General features: G+C 46.1%; 12 protein-coding genes. 10 read left to right on the top strand and 2 right to left on the bottom strand.

Translation table 11 applies throughout. The features are described from left to right. The first annotated feature begins 106 nt into the window (after positions 1-106). The 7 genes from K7X24_RS17750 to K7X24_RS17720 all read left to right on the top strand — a co-directional run bounded on the left by K7X24_RS17750 (position 107) and on the right by K7X24_RS17720 (position 9,018). Positions 107-1,789: a ShlB/FhaC/HecB family hemolysin secretion/activation protein gene (locus K7X24_RS17750; protein WP_224556299.1), complete on the top strand. Its 1,683-nt coding sequence runs from the start codon at positions 107-109 to the stop codon at positions 1,787-1,789. Positions 1,790-1,828: 39 nt separating this feature from the next. Beyond that, the gene (locus K7X24_RS17745; protein ID WP_224556296.1) at positions 1,829-6,919 is read left to right on the top strand and encodes a DUF637 domain-containing protein; all 5,091 of its coding nucleotides are present in this window, start codon (positions 1,829-1,831) and stop codon (positions 6,917-6,919) included. Position 6,920: 1 nt separating this feature from the next. After that, the gene (locus K7X24_RS17740) at positions 6,921-7,250 is read left to right on the top strand and encodes a zinc ABC transporter substrate-binding protein (RefSeq protein ID WP_103157840.1); all 330 of its coding nucleotides are present in this window, start codon (positions 6,921-6,923) and stop codon (positions 7,248-7,250) included. 213 nt (positions 7,251-7,463) lie between these two features. Continuing rightward, positions 7,464-7,607: a deaminase domain-containing protein gene (locus tag K7X24_RS22205; protein ID WP_411909732.1), complete on the top strand. Its 144-nt coding sequence runs from the start codon at positions 7,464-7,466 to the stop codon at positions 7,605-7,607. Positions 7,608-7,610: 3 nt separating this feature from the next. Further along, positions 7,611-7,988, top strand: a complete 378-nt coding sequence (imm2, locus tag K7X24_RS17730; RefSeq protein WP_224556283.1) for an Imm2 family immunity protein — start codon at positions 7,611-7,613, stop codon at positions 7,986-7,988. 156 nt (positions 7,989-8,144) lie between these two features. Next, positions 8,145-8,654, top strand: a complete 510-nt coding sequence (locus tag K7X24_RS17725; protein WP_224556277.1) for a deaminase domain-containing protein — start codon at positions 8,145-8,147, stop codon at positions 8,652-8,654. After that, on the top strand, positions 8,635-9,018 hold the full coding sequence (locus K7X24_RS17720; protein WP_224556276.1) for a hypothetical protein: 384 nt from the start codon (positions 8,635-8,637) through the stop codon (positions 9,016-9,018). The genes K7X24_RS17725 and K7X24_RS17720 overlap by 20 nt, the downstream gene beginning before the upstream one ends. 51 nt (positions 9,019-9,069) lie before the next feature. Here K7X24_RS17720 and K7X24_RS22030 read toward each other — a convergent pair whose 3' ends face one another. Beyond that, positions 9,070-9,201: a hypothetical protein gene (locus K7X24_RS22030; protein ID WP_263485484.1), complete on the bottom strand. Its 132-nt coding sequence runs from the start codon at positions 9,199-9,201 to the stop codon at positions 9,070-9,072. A 302-nt stretch (positions 9,202-9,503) separates the two neighbouring features. Beyond that, positions 9,504-13,142 carry a hypothetical protein gene (locus tag K7X24_RS17715; RefSeq protein WP_224556275.1) on the bottom strand — a complete coding sequence of 1,213 codons (3,639 nt, stop codon included), beginning with the start codon at positions 13,140-13,142 and terminating at the stop codon, positions 9,504-9,506. A 549-nt stretch (positions 13,143-13,691) separates the two neighbouring features. On the opposite strand from K7X24_RS17715, the gene K7X24_RS17710 reads away from it, so the two are divergent. The 3 genes from K7X24_RS17710 to ugpA all read left to right on the top strand — a co-directional run bounded on the left by K7X24_RS17710 (position 13,692) and on the right by ugpA (position 17,580). Next, positions 13,692-14,942 carry a valine--pyruvate transaminase gene (locus K7X24_RS17710; protein ID WP_224556274.1) on the top strand — a complete coding sequence of 417 codons (1,251 nt, stop codon included), beginning with the start codon at positions 13,692-13,694 and terminating at the stop codon, positions 14,940-14,942. A 343-nt stretch (positions 14,943-15,285) separates the two neighbouring features. Then, positions 15,286-16,620 carry a sn-glycerol-3-phosphate ABC transporter substrate-binding protein UgpB gene (gene ugpB, locus K7X24_RS17705; RefSeq protein ID WP_010303220.1) on the top strand — a complete coding sequence of 445 codons (1,335 nt, stop codon included), beginning with the start codon at positions 15,286-15,288 and terminating at the stop codon, positions 16,618-16,620. 72 nt (positions 16,621-16,692) lie between these two features. Continuing rightward, a complete protein-coding gene (gene ugpA, locus K7X24_RS17700; protein ID WP_224556273.1) occupies positions 16,693-17,580 on the top strand; it encodes a sn-glycerol-3-phosphate ABC transporter permease UgpA in 888 nt (295 codons plus the stop codon). Position 17,581 lies beyond the last annotated feature (1 nt).

Below are 17,581 nucleotides of genomic sequence, written 5' to 3'. Positions count from 1 at the left end.
TGTATTCTGTCGAATTTCTATTGGAAATCGATTTTACCTAGCCACGGAATAAGGCATTTGTGTATATAAGCGCAAAATGTAAATCAACGTAAGGATCGCGTTCATTTTGTGTAAAACCCTTTCTTTTATAAGCATTATTTTTTTGAGCCTCAGCAGCTCAGCCTTTGCCGCTACCGCCATCAGCCCAACGGATCGAGATGCGCTAGAACTCCAGCAAAAAGCATTATTGGAGCAGGCCAAGCAGCAGCGTTTATCGTTGGAAAACAGCACCAACTTAACGATACCCACGGTCACAGCATCAACAGCAAAGGATGCCGTCTGCTTCCCTATCCAAAGCATTGTCTTTCACGGTGCAGACGCCCTCTCGACGAAAGATCGGACCGCTCTTCAGCAACGCTACCAAAATCGCTGCCTTGATTTAGTCACCATCCATAACGCCGTGAGGGAAACCACTAACACCTACCTCAATCACGGCTTTGTCACCAGTCAGGCCTATTTACAGGAGCAAGACCTCTCTGGAGGCACGCTCATCATCAGCGTCAGCGAGGGAAAAATAGAAGCCATCCGCATGGAAGGGGAAACACCACTGGCAATCAAGATGGCATTCCCCGGGCTGGAAGGACGTATTCTTAATCTGCGCGATATCGAACAAGGGATGGAACAGCTTAATCGCTTGCCTTCACGGCAGGTGGCGATTGATATTCAGCCGGGAAAACAAGCCGGAAGTTCGATTGTTTATCTAAAACGCACCACGCAATCTCGCCCTGTGGCCTTGTCTCTCAGCACGGACAACAGCGGACAAAAAAGCACGGGCCGCGAACAGCTTTCCACTCATCTCACGCTCGATAACCCGCTGCGGCTCGCTGACCGCTGGTGGCTCACCGCCAGCCGTGATAGCGCATTCAACCATCGCTACGGCAGCAAAGCCTTATCGGGCGGGATGTCCTTGCCTTATGGCTACTGGACACTCGGCTATCAATACGCCTGGAACGATTTTTTCCAGCCGATCCCGATTGGCAGCAGCGCATATCGCTATGAAGGCCAAAGCAATACCCACCGCCTAAGCCTCAACAGAACGCTCTATCGGGATGGGAAGCAAAAGCTGGCGCTGGATAGCGCGCTTTCTCGTCGACGCACCGAGAACCGCATGGCAGGCGAACGCCTTGAAGTCAGCAGCCCTACGGTCAGCAGCGCCAGTATTGGACTCAGCTACAGCACCACGCTGGCAGGTGGATATTTTACGCTCAACCCGATGCTGAGCCACGGCTTGAGGAGCTGGGGCGCGACGGATGACACAAAGGAAAACAGTGGCCTGCCACGCAGCGAGTTCCGTAAATTTAGCGTCAGCAGCGGCTATTTCTACCCGCTTGCACCCTCGCTGTACTTGCTGACCTCCTTCTACGGCCAAACCACGCCGGACAACCTGTATACCAGCGAACGCGTCTCGCTCGGCGGCGAGTATTCCGTCCGGGGATTTAAAGAGCAAACGCTGACCGGCAATCGGGGTTTCTACTGGCGCAACGAAGTGAACTGGCAATTCGCCACGCTACCGCTTCTGGGTGATATCACGCTCACAACAGCAGTGGATAGCGGATGGATCGCCGGGAAAACCGGCAAAGTTGATGGCGGCAATATGACCGGCGCTTCCGTTGGTCTGTCCGCGTCTTCACGTTGGGTAAGCCAGTCGGTGTCGCTCGGTGTGCCGCTGCATTTCCCAGACAATCTCCATCCCGATAACGCTGTCGTTTACTGGCAAGTCGCCCTCCCCGTTACGGCACTTTTTGATTAAGCGTTTTATTCACAGCAAAAGGAAAACAAGGAAAGTCACATGGAAAAATTCAATAACCGCGCCACACGTGGACTTAGCTATCTGCTGATCTACCTGACCGCGATCCAACCGTTACACCCCGCGTTTGCGGCGCTCACGCCAGACGGCCCACGCACGCAGGTCAACAACGCGGGTGCCGTACCGGTCATCAATATCGCAACACCAAATGCGGCAGGTGTTTCTCACAACACCTATAAAGACTTCAGCGTCGGGACACCCGGTGCTGTGCTCAACAACAGTACCGTTGCTGGGAAATCGCAGCTGGCCGGACAGGTAAACGCTAACGCCAACCTCAATGGCAAAGCGGCCGATCTGATTATCAACGAGGTGACGGGCTCCACCCGCTCAGACCTGCAAGGGAAGATAGAAGTCTTCGGGAATAAAGCCAACGTATTGATTGCCAACCCGAACGGCATCACCTGTGATGGATGTGGGTTCATCAATACGCCTTCCGCCACGCTGACGACAGGGAAACCGGTGTTAGACCAGCAAGGCGCACTTGAAGCGTTGGAAGTGAAAAAAGGCAGCATCACCATTGGTGGCAAAGGCCTGGACGGTTCAGCAACGGATTATGTCGATATCCTCAGCCGGGCAACCGAACTGAACGGCAAAATCAATGCGAAAAACCTGACGCTGACTCAAGGCAGCAATCGGGTCGATTTCAAAACCGGCACAATCGCCCCCATCGCCGGAGAAGGTGCCAAACCACAGCTGGCAGTTGACACCAAAGCGCTCGGCGGCATGTATGCAGAGCGCATCCGGCTCGTGGCAACCGAAGACGGCGTTGGCGCTAACGTCGCTAACCTGACCAGTTCTCAACAGGGCATTACGCTAGATAGCAAAGGTAAAATCCAGCTCGGTAATGTTCACGCGAAAACCGATCTTAATTTGAATGCACAGCAGGTCGATATTGCCGCAGGCAATACGGTGAAAAGCGATCGTGATATCACGCTTGCCAGTACCGTATTGAATAACAAAGGGAATATTATAGCAGGCGAAGATATGCGCCTGTTCAACGATACCCTGACCAACACACAGGCCACCATTCAGGCCAACAACAATCTGTGGATCCAAAAAGACGCGACGGGAAACAAAGGCGTTAAGGTCGAAAACCGTTCGGGGACGATTAAAACCAATACCGGGGATTTGGTGATTCGGACGGGTTCACTTAAAAACGTCAGAGATAAGATCGTTGTAAAAGAGAAGAAGGACTTAACTTACGCCAACCTTAATGTTGAGAAGGAATTACCGCTTCGCGCACTTTCCGATGCGACAACGTATATCCCATCTATTGCTAAAAAAGAGATTGAGGGGGAATTTACCACCTTAACACCTGAAGCTGAAATTCATGGCGGAAAAAATCTCTATATTAATGCGACTCAACTGGAAAATAACGCCAGTAGTTTAAAATCCTTTGGTAATATATTTCTGACTGGGCAAACATTTTTAAATACTTCCCCCTTGTTTAAGCAAACTGAGCATATAACGAATTTTCGTTCGGAAACCGCACAGGAGCAGTCTGTCAGACGCTCAAATACGTCACAATCCGCCAGTACAACCTTCCTTGATGATGGCATGCCACTAATTCTTGCTTATTATAAGGTCAAAGATAAAGAGAGTGCCTTCAAAGGCGAACAGCTGTTATCGGCAAAGGTACATGCAACTGAGAATGTGGTTGCAGATTTTAAACAGATTATTGATATATTCAGAACCAAAGAACTAACATCTCAAGCATCATCAATATTTACATCATTGGAAAAAATAAACATTAAAGGGAGAAATGTATTATTACAAGCTGGATCGATGAATATTAATGGAACAATAGAATCTGATAGCGACACAAACTTGATATCACAAACTTTGACAAATATTAAAAATGCTCACATTTTATCAAAAGAAAATGATATAAACATTAGCTCAGGGATATCTATATTATCGAGAACTTCATTATTAAGAGCAAGAAACATAAACATTACCAGTCGTGAAAGTGATATCGTATACGAAACTGATTCATCAACTCTATTTAGTGATTCCGGAAATCGCCAATATGCTTCACTCCAGGCAGAGGAGACCCTTTCTCTAAATGCAGGAGGAAATATAAACCTATCAGGAGTTAATTTTAGTAATAACAAAAGCACAGAGTTTATTGCAGGAAAAGACATTAGTATCACTAATTCTATTTATGATCTCACCACCCACCAGCGAAGAATAGAAACCACACAGCAGAATAATCAAAAAATATTTGAAAATGCATTTTTCAAACTAAATGATTTATTCTCAAACGGTAATATTCTTGCCAAGGCAAAAGGTAATCTTACCTTATCGGGCGTATCTCTTACTGCCGCAAAAGGTATTGATCTAATTGCCAATGGAATGATAACCATTGACGCTAAAACCGTAGGTAATATCTACAGCGAATTTTTACCGTCTACACGCACACCTTCATTATCAAGCCGACTTAATACGGGTGGGGATTTACTGATAAATGCAGGAAATACAATTAATATTAAATCAGCAAATTTATCTGCCAACAACATTACTCTCCTCGCAGGCAACACAATTTCATTACTTTCAACGGCATATTCTGCGATTGCCGAACCAGATGAAGATAATAGAGATGACCGCCATGTTACTACTCAGATTAATGCGCGAAAAAATCTTACTCTTGCCACAAACGGCGATCTTATTGCATCCGGCAGTTCATTAACGTCAACAGGGGATATGACCTTAAGCAGCAATGGTAAAGTGGAACTCAATGCACTACAGAATCATTCAGTGCGAGAAGGTGATAAAGAGTTTAATGAATCGATAACACAACAAAATGTCGTATTAAACAGCGGTGGTGTACTGACACTTTTATCTAGCAGTAGCATCTTATTTCAGGCTACGAGTTTACTTGCAAAAGGTGCAATGGATGTGGCCGCTAAAGGGGGATTCCTGTACGCACAAGCCATGGAGGAAACCAATCACTATGAAAAAGAATCCAGCAGTCGCACCTGGTATGGCAAAAAGAAAAAGGGTAAGCAGACTTACCATAATGTTAGCCAAAAGGTGACTGAGTTTACCGCTGGAAGTGATATCAACCTATTAAGTCGTGATGACAGTATCTATGAAGCCAGCATAATTGAAGCTGGCAAAAACGCTAAACTTACCAGCACTCAAGGCAAGGTCATCTTTAAGGCGGTAAAAAACACCACGTTTGAGCAGACTATCACCACATCGAAAGGCTTCTTCATTAAAAATTCCGACAGGGGATACACCAAAGATACCTGGCTATTGCCATCAATCCACGCGGGTGGACAGTTTACCGTTGATGCAGCGACAGGAGTTTCCGCTGCCGTAAAAACACGCAATGCTCAATCGCTGCAAAATGCATTACTGATTCTCAGCAATACTCCAGGGGCGACGTGGCTGAAAGGGTTAAATACCCGTAAAGATGTGCAATGGAACACAGTACAAGATGCCTATAGTAGTTGGAACCATACGACTCAGAGTTTAAACCCAGTGGTCGGTGCAGTAATTGCAATCGCTGTTGCGGCGGTAACCGCAGGCACAGGACTGGCAGCAACGGCAGGTCAGTTGGCTGCTGGTGCTGTGGGAACTGGGGCTAGCGCGACAACAGTCGCTGTCGTAAGCGGCGCAGCCTATTCAGGCATGACAGCGCTGACCTCGCAGGCGGCAGTTGCACTGGTTGATAACAAAGGCAACCTGTCTAAAACGTTCCAGGCCATGAGCAGCAGCGATTCTGTCAAATCACTGGTTACCTCAATGGTGATCGGCGGTGCATTAGCAGGCTTCGATGAAGTCATGCAGTTTAGTCAGGCAACTAACGGTACAACCGTTATCGATCCCGCCAAGGCTAAACTGCCCATGCTCAGCAACGGTGACTGGAGCAAAGTCGCGCAACGGGTTGCCGGACAATCAGTGATCAGCTCCAGCCTCGGCACCGCGATTAATGGCGGTAGCTTTAAGGATAATTTCACCACGGCGCTTCTAAGTAACATCGGCAGCCAGATCAATGCGGAAGGAGCGAAATTTATCGGGGATAAGGGTGAAGTCCTAGGCTTGCCAATGGATGACCCGAGACGAGTAATCAGCCATGCGGTTATTGCGGGTGTTGCAGCAGAAATCGGAGGGGGCAATGCTAAAGGCGCTGCGGCTGGTGCGTTAGCAGCAGAGCTAGCGGCAATCAGTTTAGGTAACACTTTCGTTGACCCAGCCTTAAGAGAAATACAGATAACCTCTACTGGCAGAATTATTGGTGCTTTAGCGGGAGCCGCTATTACTGGCAAAGCCAGTGGTGTTAATAGCGGTGCTAGCGCTGCAGAAAGTGTCCTGCAATTTAACTTCTTAATGCATGAGGAACCAAAAACACTCGCCGAGAAGTACGCTGCATGTAAAGACAGCGTTTGTGAGAGTAATGTACGCAAGGAAATGAATCAAATATCAGTAAAGAACCAAGAGATATTTGAAGGATGCCGAGCTGCAGGTAATGCCACCTGTATTAATGACATGCTTTATGGGATTTCTACAGCTTCTGGATATAATGAGTTGGAAAAACAGATTGGATTCGATTTGTCTAATCAGTTTAGAGATATGGGTTTAAATGCTTACGAACGATTTAACAGTTGCGGCATGGATATTAGCTATAGCTGTGGTTTAACTCTTTTTGCTAAAGACGCTGCAGGGGAGTTAGCAGGTTATGCGCTATTCGGCTTAGCAGGAAAATATTTATCACCTGTGATAAAAGGTTATATATCAGAAATAGGATCTTTATCATCAAGAGGTTCTTTGCCAAACATAAAAAGTCTTCAGGTTGGCCTAAGGGAACCTCATCAGATCGATTTTATAAAAAATGATATGCAAAATGGAAAATACTTATACTCAGATCCGAAGGGTATAATCGCTGGTTTCGTAGATAACAATGGTAGATACTATGTTTCTGAGGGGAATCACCGGATGGCTGCAGCCCTAGAACTCTATAAAGAAACTGGAGATGCAACTTTTGTAAATAGTTTATTGAAAAATGGTGTGTGGACTAAAACAAATACAGTTCCTGCAGATGCAAAACTTATGCCAAAAAGGAAATAAAATGAACAAATTAAAAAAGAACGAAATATATATAAAAATGTTGTTACTTTCTATTCCTTATATCAGGAACATGCAACAACATAAAAAATCATCTGATTTGTCATGCTACTATGAAGCGGAACTTGTCCATAATCTAGCTTACACGATCTTGACGCCAGATTTTGAAGATCACGATATTTACTTTCTAAACAATCAGGCAAGATATTATATTGAAAACTGTAGTGATGATATTTCAATAGCTTATAGCGGTCAAAAAGAACTTATATCATCTCTTTTTGAAATGGTTCCACAGGAAATGAAGTCGAAGCTCCTGTGGGAAGGTCCAAAATAATAATTTAAGAGTAATTCAGACAACATCCATGAAGTTTAATTCATGGATGTTGTGTAATAATTAAAAACAACCCATAGGCATGGGGAGGATAAATATGAATATCAAAAAACGTCAACCTATAACCAATTGATATCAATTAAATTACAAGATTATTCACCATTAGGTATAAATTCCATTTATCAGAAATGGCCATCCAGACGATAACCAAACTCAATCATAAAATGTAGTGGTCAACAAAAACCAGCATGTGAAAGCTGTTTAGGTGTTATTGAACAGTTTCAGAAAAAATACCCTGGAATTAAAGTTGACGTTTTGGATAATAATGGTGTAAGACTTATCCCTGTGAGAAGGAATTAGAAAATGGAACGCATTGATTACAAAGAAATAAAAGAGTCATTTTTAATTAAATATTATGACTGCTGTAGAAACATGATATTTGTTAAAAATAAAGGGAAAGAAATAGAAAATATTTACTTTCAAGAGATTGGCTATGCCTATGATCAAGCAGAGGGATCTTATGATTTCCCCATTGAAAATTTAATGCTTGAGGTTTTATCTTTAATTATGATTGCAGGAAGAGGGCCAGAAAAATCCGCAAAATATCATAGAGAGATGATAGAAAAAATTCTCGCTGAACATCCTCTGGAACAGTTGTTAGAGGAGATCACCGAGGAGGAAAAATCAGATCTTCTCTATGATATGTCTTTATTAGGATTAGTTGATAAAAAATCAGAATAGAGCAGACAGAGCGGCCCTTGTAGGCCGCTACTAGCAAAAATTAATAGGCCTCATCTTGAGGCTAAATAAACTTTAGGTTTTGGTATTTCGATAGCGAGTACATTCGCGGGCATCGGCAAGGCAGGCGTTGGTAATCAGTACCTGTCAAAAAGCCTCGTGACGCCAACCGCAGGTTGGAAAAGTTATCTGATTAATGAGAAGACCATACAGCAAGCGGCAGGTTTTAGGCAGCAGGTGACAGATTTAAGAGCAGGACTACCATCAGATCCCAAACGTAGTGGTAATGTTGCTGTCGTGGATATTAATACCCTCGGCATTCCAAAAACGCTGGCTGTGCATAGTGGTGTGAATGTATCCAGTAATGGCTTAGTTGGTAAAGGAAGTGAGAGTTTCAAATACCAAGAGATACCTAACAATAAGGGGTTTATAATAGCCATAAATACGGATTCAGAATATAAGATACTGGATGATATTTCAGAAAAATTAGGTGGTAATATATCAGCTAAAGGAACGGTTACTATCTTTACAGAGCGCCCAGCCTGTGGAAGTTGTTTAGGAGTTGTAGAGCAATTTCAGCAAAGATATCCTAGGATTGAAGTAAAAATACTCGACAATAACGGGATTGCATTGAGACTAGGAGAAAAAAATGACAGAGGAAAGAGTTAATTATGAAGAAATTAAAAATTCTCTTTTAAGGTATTATTATATCTATTGCAGGAATAAAATTGAGTCGTTTAATCGCCGAGATGAAAAATGGGCCGAACATGAATCAGAGATCGGATATGCATACTATCAGTTTGAAAATGCTTATGAATTAGATATAGAAAACCTAATGCTCGACGTGGTCACATTGGTTTTAATGGCAGGAAGGGGACTACAACAGGTTGAAAAAAATTTACGTAACAGTATAAAAATACTCATCTCAAATCAGGGTTTGGATAGTCTCATCCAATATATCACCGAGGAAGAAAAATCAGATCTTCTCTATGATATGTATTTACTTGGGCTAATTGATAAAAAATCAGAATAGCGCAGCGCAGATAGAGGTCCCTGTAAATAATTCTGTGTAACTGCCATCGTATTAAAGGTGATCGCTCAGACGGTCACCTACCTGTGCATCGTAGTTCCGCAGCGTCCGCCGCACACCTTTTTTAGCCGCGACATCGCCGTTTCCGCCACTGGATACAGGTGATAACCCACTTTCTCTTTCCATGATTTGTTGCTGCCCGTCAGACGCTGATTTGCCACCACCTCATTCCACTACAGCGGCCAGTATTCCCCCCCCACTGTGCGCGGCGGGATAGCCGGTTTAATTTTCTTCCTTTTCAGGCTATCGTCGCATCGATGACCAGATGCGCTACTCACCACGTGTTAGGGCCTTGATGTTGATGTTAACGCTTTGGGCCTGCTTGCTATCCGGACAGCGCAACGGCCTGCCCAGATAGTAATCCATTTTGCCGGACTCACATCAATATCGTCACATCGGCAAACCGTCCGCCAGCATTTTGTCTTTTGTCATGAAGGATTCGCGTCTGGCTGTAGCTCTGGTTCCAATATCCGAACGTAAGATAGTATATCTCTAACGTTTTCCCTGGTTAACACTCCTCTTCTGTCTTCTATATCTCCAAGACCGAATGTTCCATCTGGATAAACAGAAACTTGAGCAGAACAAGCGATAGTTAAGGATATGCTGGGGGTACTAACAAGTTCATACAAAGGTTTTTGAGCTATGATAAAACTAAGGCTCCTATCTGACTCACTCTGATCCCCTCCAACCAAGATAACTTTTCCGCCTCCAACTATTTTATTACGGAGCTCAGAGATCAATCCGCTAGCATCGGCCCCATATTTCAGGCCAAATGAAACATTACTACCGTTTAGATGAATCAGAGTGCGGCCCCCATAAGAAACCCCATTCCAGTCCGATAATACTATTAACGCTGAACAATCGCTTAATCCATTCGTGGTCAGTATAGTTGTGGAATCCGTGACAGTTTCCATGCAACCCACATCAACCTCAATCTCATCATGCATGCTTGTATCATGCCATATTTGTGGGATTTCATTCTCTTCGGAATCAATTTTAGGTAGGTTGACATTATGGGATGGTAACTCATTCCATTTGCGCAGGTTTAGTTTCTCCATTTTTTTATCAGAATTTATACCACCAGGGTCACTACTTTTTTTTAGGCTACCGGTATCATGCTCACTCAATTGTTTTTTAATATCCCTTAAAACATCTGAAAACACATACTCAAACTTATTTTTCATCGCCTCAGTATTTTTGGCAGTATCTTCGACAGCATCTTCGATAGCATCTTTGAAAGCATCTTTGAAAGCATCTTTGACAGCATCTTTGACAGCATCTTTGACAGCATCTTTGACAGCATCTTTGACAGCATCTTCGACGGCATCTTCGACGGCATCTTCGACAGCATCTTCGACAGCATCTTCGACAGCATCTTCGACAGCATCTTCGACAGCATCTTCGACAGCATTTCCGGCAACATCTTCGGCAGCACTTACGACAGAACCTTCGACAGCATTTCCGGCAACATCTTCGGCAGCACTTACGACAGCATTTCCGGCAACATCTTCGGCAGCACTTACGACAGCATTTCCTGCAACATCTTCGACAGCACCTTCGGCAACATCTTTGGCAGCACCTTCGACAACATCTTTGGCAGCACCTTCGACAGCACCTTCGGCAACATCTTCAGCAGCACCTTCGACAACATCTTTGGCAGCACCTTCGGCAACATTTCCGGCAACATCTTCAGCAGCACTTACGACAGCATTTCCTGCAACATCTTCGACAGCACCTTCGGCAACATCTTTGGCAGCACCTTCGACAACATCTTTGGCAGCACCTTCGGCAGCACCTTCGGCAACATCTTCGGCAACATCTTCGGCAACATCTTCGGCAGCACCTCCGGCAACATCTTCAGCAGCACTTACGACAGCACCTTCGGCAGCATTTCTGGCAGCATCTTCGACAGCATTTCCGGCAACATCTTCGGCAGCATTTACGACAGCATCTTCGGCAACATCTTCAGCAGCACCTTCGACAACATCTTCGGCAGCATTTCTGGCAGCATCTTCGACAGCATTTCCGGCAACATTTTCGGCAGCATTTACGACAGCATCTTCGGCAACATCTTCAGCAGCACCTTCGACAACATCTTTGGCAGCACCTTCGACAACATCTTTGGCAGCACCTTCGACAACATCTTTGGCAGCACCTTCGACAACATCTTTGGCAGCACCTTCGGCAACATCTTTGGCAGCACCTTCGACAACATCTTTGGCAGCACCTCCGGCAACATCTTTGGCAGCACCTTCGACAACATCTTTGGCAGCACCTTCGGCAACATCTTTGGCAGCACCTTCGACAACATCTTTGGCAGCACCTTCGACAACATCTTCGGCAGCACCTCCGGCAACATCTTCAGCAGCACTTACGACAGCACCTTCAACAGCATTTCCTGCAACATCTTCGGCAGCACCTTCGACAACATCTTTGGCAGCACCTTCGACAACATCTTTGGCAGCACCTTCGGCAACATCTTTGGCAGCACCTTCGGCAACATCTTTGGCAGCACCTTCGACAGCACCTTCGACAGCATCTTCGGCAGCATTTCCGGCAGCATTTCCGGCAACATCTTCAGCAGCACTTACGACAGCACCTTCAACAGCATTTCCTGCAACATCTTCGGCAGCACCTCCGACAAGACCTACAGCAATACCTCCGGCAGCACCTCCGGCAGCACCTCCGACAAGACCTACAGCAATACCTCCGGCAGCACCTCCGACAAGACCTACAGCAATACCCCCGGCAGCACCTCCGACAAGACCTACAGCAATACCTCCGGCACCATCTCCGGCATCACTGGCAACTGGGCCAATATCTGCACAACTAGTGCAGGCAGCCGTCCCTGCGCTGATAATTACTCCTCCTCCTGCGCTGGCGATTACCGCTCCTTCTACTAGGGCACCAACAGAGGTATCATTTCCCACCGTATTATCAATAATCTGAGGCTCTGTTATGGGAATAGGAACTGTCGTCCCGTGAGAGGTATCTGATGAATTATGAAGTTCTGTCGTAGTAGATATATCACCATAATTTTCTTTAAATTTTTCCACCGCGTTCTTACTATAAAGATCAGGCAAGTTATTTGCAGTAGTCCAGAGTTTTTTTAGAATATCTGAAAACGATTCGAATGAGTTGTATTTAACATACCCATATTTATTATTATCTATACATTGTTGGGTTATCTGGATGGTTTTAAGAAGTAGCTTAATATGTTTCTCCTCTGAAGATTTTGCATTTCTGACATCTGGTGAATCGTCTGCTTGACGAAAAATAAGATCAAATTCATTTCGCACGCGCCAGTCGATCGTCTGATCCTGGACGATAGTAAGGATTAGATAAGGAATATTTATATTATTTAAAGAAATTGAACGCTTTTCTCTGACGATTGGATTAAAATCTGGAATGAAATCAAGTGATTGTGTAACCACATTTTTAATAAAATCCATTTCTAAGTTATATTCGCAATTTCTAGCAATAAATAAGTCAGAGGGTAGTATCGTTCTGTCAAAAGGCATCTGAAAATTATGGCAAGAAGCGACGAGATTTGAGAGAGGGGTTATTGATGTCGGCAATGCAAAATCGTCCTTACTTTCATTATAACCGTTCCTTCCTGCATAATGCCATATTCCCCCAATAACACCTGCCCCAGTCAATAACCCCATCCCCACTAGACCACGTTTTAAATAACTTCCTTTCCACCCACGGCAAGATTCTTGTTTATTATTTGAATCCTTGAGTGACTCTGCTTGCAGACGAATAAGCTCTCCTTCAATAAGTATTTCTGTCAGTGGAACACCTTCTCCATCATCATTTAATTCAGCAGGCTGAGCGCTGCTAAATGGCCATAGATAATTCCAAAATTGAGTTGATCGTTCAGTAGAAATTTCATTCTTTACACCATGATATAATTGTTCATAACTGTTATTAATATCTTTTAATTGGGATGTAAGGCCGGATGACACATTGCTAATTTCATTCGGCCTTCTAACCTTATCCTCGCGGCTATTGATATTTAAGGTTGATAATTTATAGGATGTATTAGTTAAAGTTTCATTACGCATAAAAAAGCTCCTTTTTATGCGTAATGAAATTACATTTTTCCCATGTTAATTTCATTAAATTATCGCTCATAGTCATTTTCTTACTGTTCGTTGATAAAAATATTCAATGTGTGTGCAGTTTTGTTGAATAAATTGAATTTTCCTCGGGAAACAGGTTCAGATCCCTCTCAACTCTGATAGCGCGTGGCAAAGCAGAAGTTCAAAATCACCAATTGGAAAACTTATAACGACGCGCTCCGGCAACAGGGGAATACTGGCCGCTGGAGCGGAATGAGACGGTGGCGAATCCGCGTCTGACAGGCAGCAGCAAATCATGGAAAGAGAAAGTGGGCTATCACCTCTATTAAACGATATTGGCGTAGACCACAGGAACAGCAGCCTCTAACATTGTAAAACCGTCTCCCCATTATTTGCATTGGAAAATAATGCTAAATTTTAATGAATATATAGAATAAAAAACCGATAGGTTGCTTTTTAACCACATTGCACCCTATTGGCGCAAGCGCTATGGTTGCCGATAACCTGTGTACGACCACTGATAACTAAACTATGAACTTTTCTCTTTTCGGTAAGAAATTCACGCGCCACGCTGGCATCACCCAATTAATGGACGACCTGAACGAAGGGCTGCGTACGCCAGGCGCCATCATGCTGGGCGGCGGCAATCCGGCACATATTCCGGAGATGGACAGCTACTTCAAACAGCTGTGTCAGGATATGCTGGAACAAGGGAAGTTAACGGAAGCACTATGCAACTACGACGGCCCGCAAGGTAAGGATACGCTGCTTAAGGCGCTGGCCGAGCTACTGAGTAATGAATTGGGCTGGCAGATTGGACCACAGAACATTGCACTGACAAATGGCAGTCAGAGTGCGTTTTTCTACTTATTTAACTTATTTGCTGGTCGCCACAGTGATGGCAGTCTGAAAAAGGTGTTGTTTCCGCTGGCACCGGAATATATCGGCTATTCGGATTCCGGGCTGGACGACAACATGTTCATCTCCGTTCGTCCGCAGATCGAACTGTTGCCCAAAGGGCAATTTAAATATCACGTCGATTTCGATAACTTGTCGATTACCGATGATATCGGGCTGGTCTGCGTATCCCGCCCGACCAATCCAACTGGTAACGTGCTGACCGACGACGAGCTGATGCGTCTGGATATTCTGGCGCAGCAGCACAACATTCCCCTGCTGATTGATAACGCCTATGGCGTACCTTTCCCCGGCATCATCTTCAGCGATGCCACGCCGCTGTGGAACCCGAACATCATCCTGTGCATGAGCCTGTCCAAGCTGGGTCTGCCCGGCTCACGCTGCGGTATCGTCATTGCGGATGAAAAGGTGATTTCCGCCATCGGCAACATGAACGGCATCATTAGCCTGTCTCCGGGCGCAATCGGCCCGGCACTGGCACATGAGATGATTCAGCGTGGCGATCTGCTGCGCTTATCTAATGACGTCATACGTCCGTTCTACCAGCAGCGCGTAACGGAAACTATTGCGATCATTCGCCGCTACCTGTCGCCCGAGCAGTGTCTGATTCATAAGCCAGAAGGCGCGATATTCCTGTGGCTGTGGTTCAAGGATCTCCCTATCACGACGGAAATTCTGTACCAACGCCTGAAAAAACGCGGCGTCCTCATGGTGCCGGGTCACCATTTCTTCCCCGGTCTGGATCAAGAATGGCTGCACGCTCACCAGTGCATGCGCATGAATTATGTGCCGGAGCCGGAAAAAATCGAACGCGGTATTGCGATTCTGGCGGAAGAAGTTGAAAAGGCGATACGGGAAGGCTAATTCGCCGCAAAAATAGACTCGCTATTAAACGAAATACGGTTGGGGCAAAGGAACACCTGCCCCACGATTCGACCACTTGCTATAACTGTACCCGCGACGCGTATATTTGTTATTCTTCAAAAGGGTCAACACTTCGTGTTATTCAAAACGGTAACGTTTTGTCCTGCCACTCGAATTATTCAGCGTATATCAGAACAAATGCATATTCTGCGTAATTTTGGCTTTTCTCTGTCATTCTTCCGTCATCTTCCAGTTATTTTTCTGTCATGCACTCATGTCATGTTTACCTTCGCATAAAAAACGCCGTAATGATGGCGCATTTAATTGATTGCAGGAGACAGGCATGTTCAACAACACAATTCGTAAAACACATGCTATTCGCACCGCCGCGGCGTGTGTGGCATTAGCGCTGATGAGCGCCAGTGCGCAGGCCGCGACAGAAATTCCTTTCTGGCACTCCATGGAAGGCGAATTAGGGAAAGAAGTGAATTCTTTGGCTGACCGCTTTAACAAAGCGCACAGCGATGTAAAAATTGTGCCGGTCTACAAAGGCAACTACGAACAGAATCTGGCTGCCGGGATTGCGGCCTACCGCGCGGGGAATGCGCCCGCCATTTTGCAGGTCTATGAAGTCGGTACGGCGACCATGATGGCAAGTAAAGCCATCAAGCCAGTCTATGAAGTCTTCAAAGAGTCAGGCATTAATTTCGATGAGTCGGTATTTGTGCCGACTGTCTCTGGTTATTACACCGATGCGAAGAGCGGTCACCTGCTGTCGCAGCCGTTTAACAGCTCCACGCCGGTGCTGTACTACAACAAAGATGCCTTCAAGAAAGCCGGTTTAGACCCTGAGCAACCACCGAAAACCTGGCAGCAGATGGCTGAGTACACCGCCAAACTGCGTGCTGCTGGGATGAAGTGCGGCTACGCCAGCGGCTGGCAGGGCTGGATTCAGATTGAAAACTTCAGCGCCTGGCATGGTCTGCCAGTTGCGAGCAAGAACAACGGCTTTGACGGCACCGATGCCGTGCTGGAATTCAACAAGCCAACGCAGGTCAAACATATCCAGCTGTTGCAGGACATGAACAAGAAGGGTGACTTCACCTATTTCGGGCGTAAGGATGAGCCGACCGAGAAGTTCTACAACGGCGATTGCGCTATCACCACGGCCTCTTCCGGTTCGCTGGCGAATATTCGCGAACATGCCAAGTTCAACTACGGTGTTGGCATGATGCCGTATGACGCTGATGCGAAAGGCGCGCCGCAGAACGCCATTATCGGCGGAGCCAGCCTGTGGGTGATGGGCGGTAAAGATGCCGCGACCTACAAAGGCGTTGCTGAGTTTATGAAGTTCCTCGCCGAGCCAGAAAATGCGGCTGAATGGCACCAGAAAACTGGTTACCTGCCAATCACTACTGCGGCGTACGAACTGACGCAGAAGCAGGGCTTCTATGAGAAAAACCCTGGTGCGGATATCGCTACGCGTCAGATGTTGAACAAGCCACCATTGCCGTTCACCAAAGGTCTGCGTTTGGGCAACATGCCGCAAATTCGTACCGTTGTGGATGAAGAATTAGAAAGCGTATGGACAGGTAAGAAGACGCCACAGCAGGCGTTGGATAGCGCGGTAGAACGCGGTAACGCGCTGCTGCGTCGCTTCGAGCAGTCGACGAAGTAATACATTTTTGTCGAGTAATATCGGGCCGAAGGGAATCGGCCTGCTTCTTTTCTGTTTGCAATGAGTTACCGCATGACATCATCCCGCCCCGTTTTTCGTAGCAGCTGGTTGCCCTATGTGCTGGTGTTGCCCCAACTGCTGATTACCGTGATTTTCTTTATCTGGCCTGCTGGTCAGGCGCTGTGGTATTCGGTGCAGAATCTGGATCCGTTTGGACTATCCAGCGAATTTGTCGGCATGGAAAACTTCAGACAGCTGTTCAATAACCCTTACTACCTCGATTCGTTTTACACCACGCTGATATTCAGTTTTCTGGTGGCAGGGTTTGGCATGCTGATTTCACTCTTTCTGGCCGCGCTGGTGGACTACGTGATTCGTGCTAGCCGCCTGTATCAGACGTTGATCATCCTGCCATATGCCGTGGCCCCCGCCGTCGCGGCCGTGCTATGGATGTTCCTGTTTAACCCCGGTCTGGGGCTGATCACCCACTTTCTCGGGCTGCTGGGCTATACGTGGAACCACGCGCAGCACAGCGGTCAGGCGATGTTTTTAGTCGTACTGGCGTCGGTCTGGAAACAGATTAGCTATAACTTCCTGTTCTTCCTCGCCGCGCTGCAATCCATTCCCCGTTCGCTGGTGGAAGCAGGGGCGATTGATGGCTCTGGCCCCGTACGGCGCTTCTTCAATCTGGTACTGCCGATGATCTCGCCGGTGAGTTTCTTCCTGCTGGTCGTGAATCTGGTGTATGCCTTTTTCGATACCTTCCCGATTATTGATGCTGCGACGGCCGGTGGGCCAGTGCAGTCGACGACTACGCTGATCTACAAAATTTATCGCGAGGGTTTCGCAGGGCTGGATCTGTCCAGTTCAGCGGCGCAGTCGGTGATACTGATGCTGTTGGTTATCGGGCTGACCGTGATTCAGTTCCGCTTTGTTGAACGGAAGGTGAATTATCAATGAA

Origin of the sequence: Pectobacterium versatile (assembly GCF_020166435.1) — a bacterium.
Classification (GTDB): Bacteria; Pseudomonadota; Gammaproteobacteria; order Enterobacterales; family Enterobacteriaceae; genus Pectobacterium; species Pectobacterium versatile.
The sequence above is the reverse complement of the archived record's forward strand: the minus strand, read 5'-3'. Positions and strand labels throughout refer to the sequence as shown.

Coding starts and splice junctions, on each gene's coding strand:
- K7X24_RS17745 (WP_224556296.1), top strand. CDS start 1,829: ATGGAAAAATTCAATAACCGCGCCACACGTGGACTTAGCTATCTGCTG.
- K7X24_RS17740 (WP_103157840.1), top strand. CDS start 6,921: ATGAACAAATTAAAAAAGAACGAAATATATATAAAAATGTTGTTACTT.
- imm2 (WP_224556283.1), top strand. CDS start 7,611: ATGGAACGCATTGATTACAAAGAAATAAAAGAGTCATTTTTAATTAAA.
- K7X24_RS17720 (WP_224556276.1), top strand. CDS start 8,635: ATGACAGAGGAAAGAGTTAATTATGAAGAAATTAAAAATTCTCTTTTA.
- K7X24_RS22030 (WP_263485484.1), bottom strand. CDS start 9,201: ATGGAAAGAGAAAGTGGGTTATCACCTGTATCCAGTGGCGGAAACGGC.
- K7X24_RS17715 (WP_224556275.1), bottom strand. CDS start 13,142: ATGCGTAATGAAACTTTAACTAATACATCCTATAAATTATCAACCTTA.
- K7X24_RS17710 (WP_224556274.1), top strand. CDS start 13,692: ATGAACTTTTCTCTTTTCGGTAAGAAATTCACGCGCCACGCTGGCATC.
- ugpB (WP_010303220.1), top strand. CDS start 15,286: ATGTTCAACAACACAATTCGTAAAACACATGCTATTCGCACCGCCGCG.
- ugpA (WP_224556273.1), top strand. CDS start 16,693: ATGACATCATCCCGCCCCGTTTTTCGTAGCAGCTGGTTGCCCTATGTG.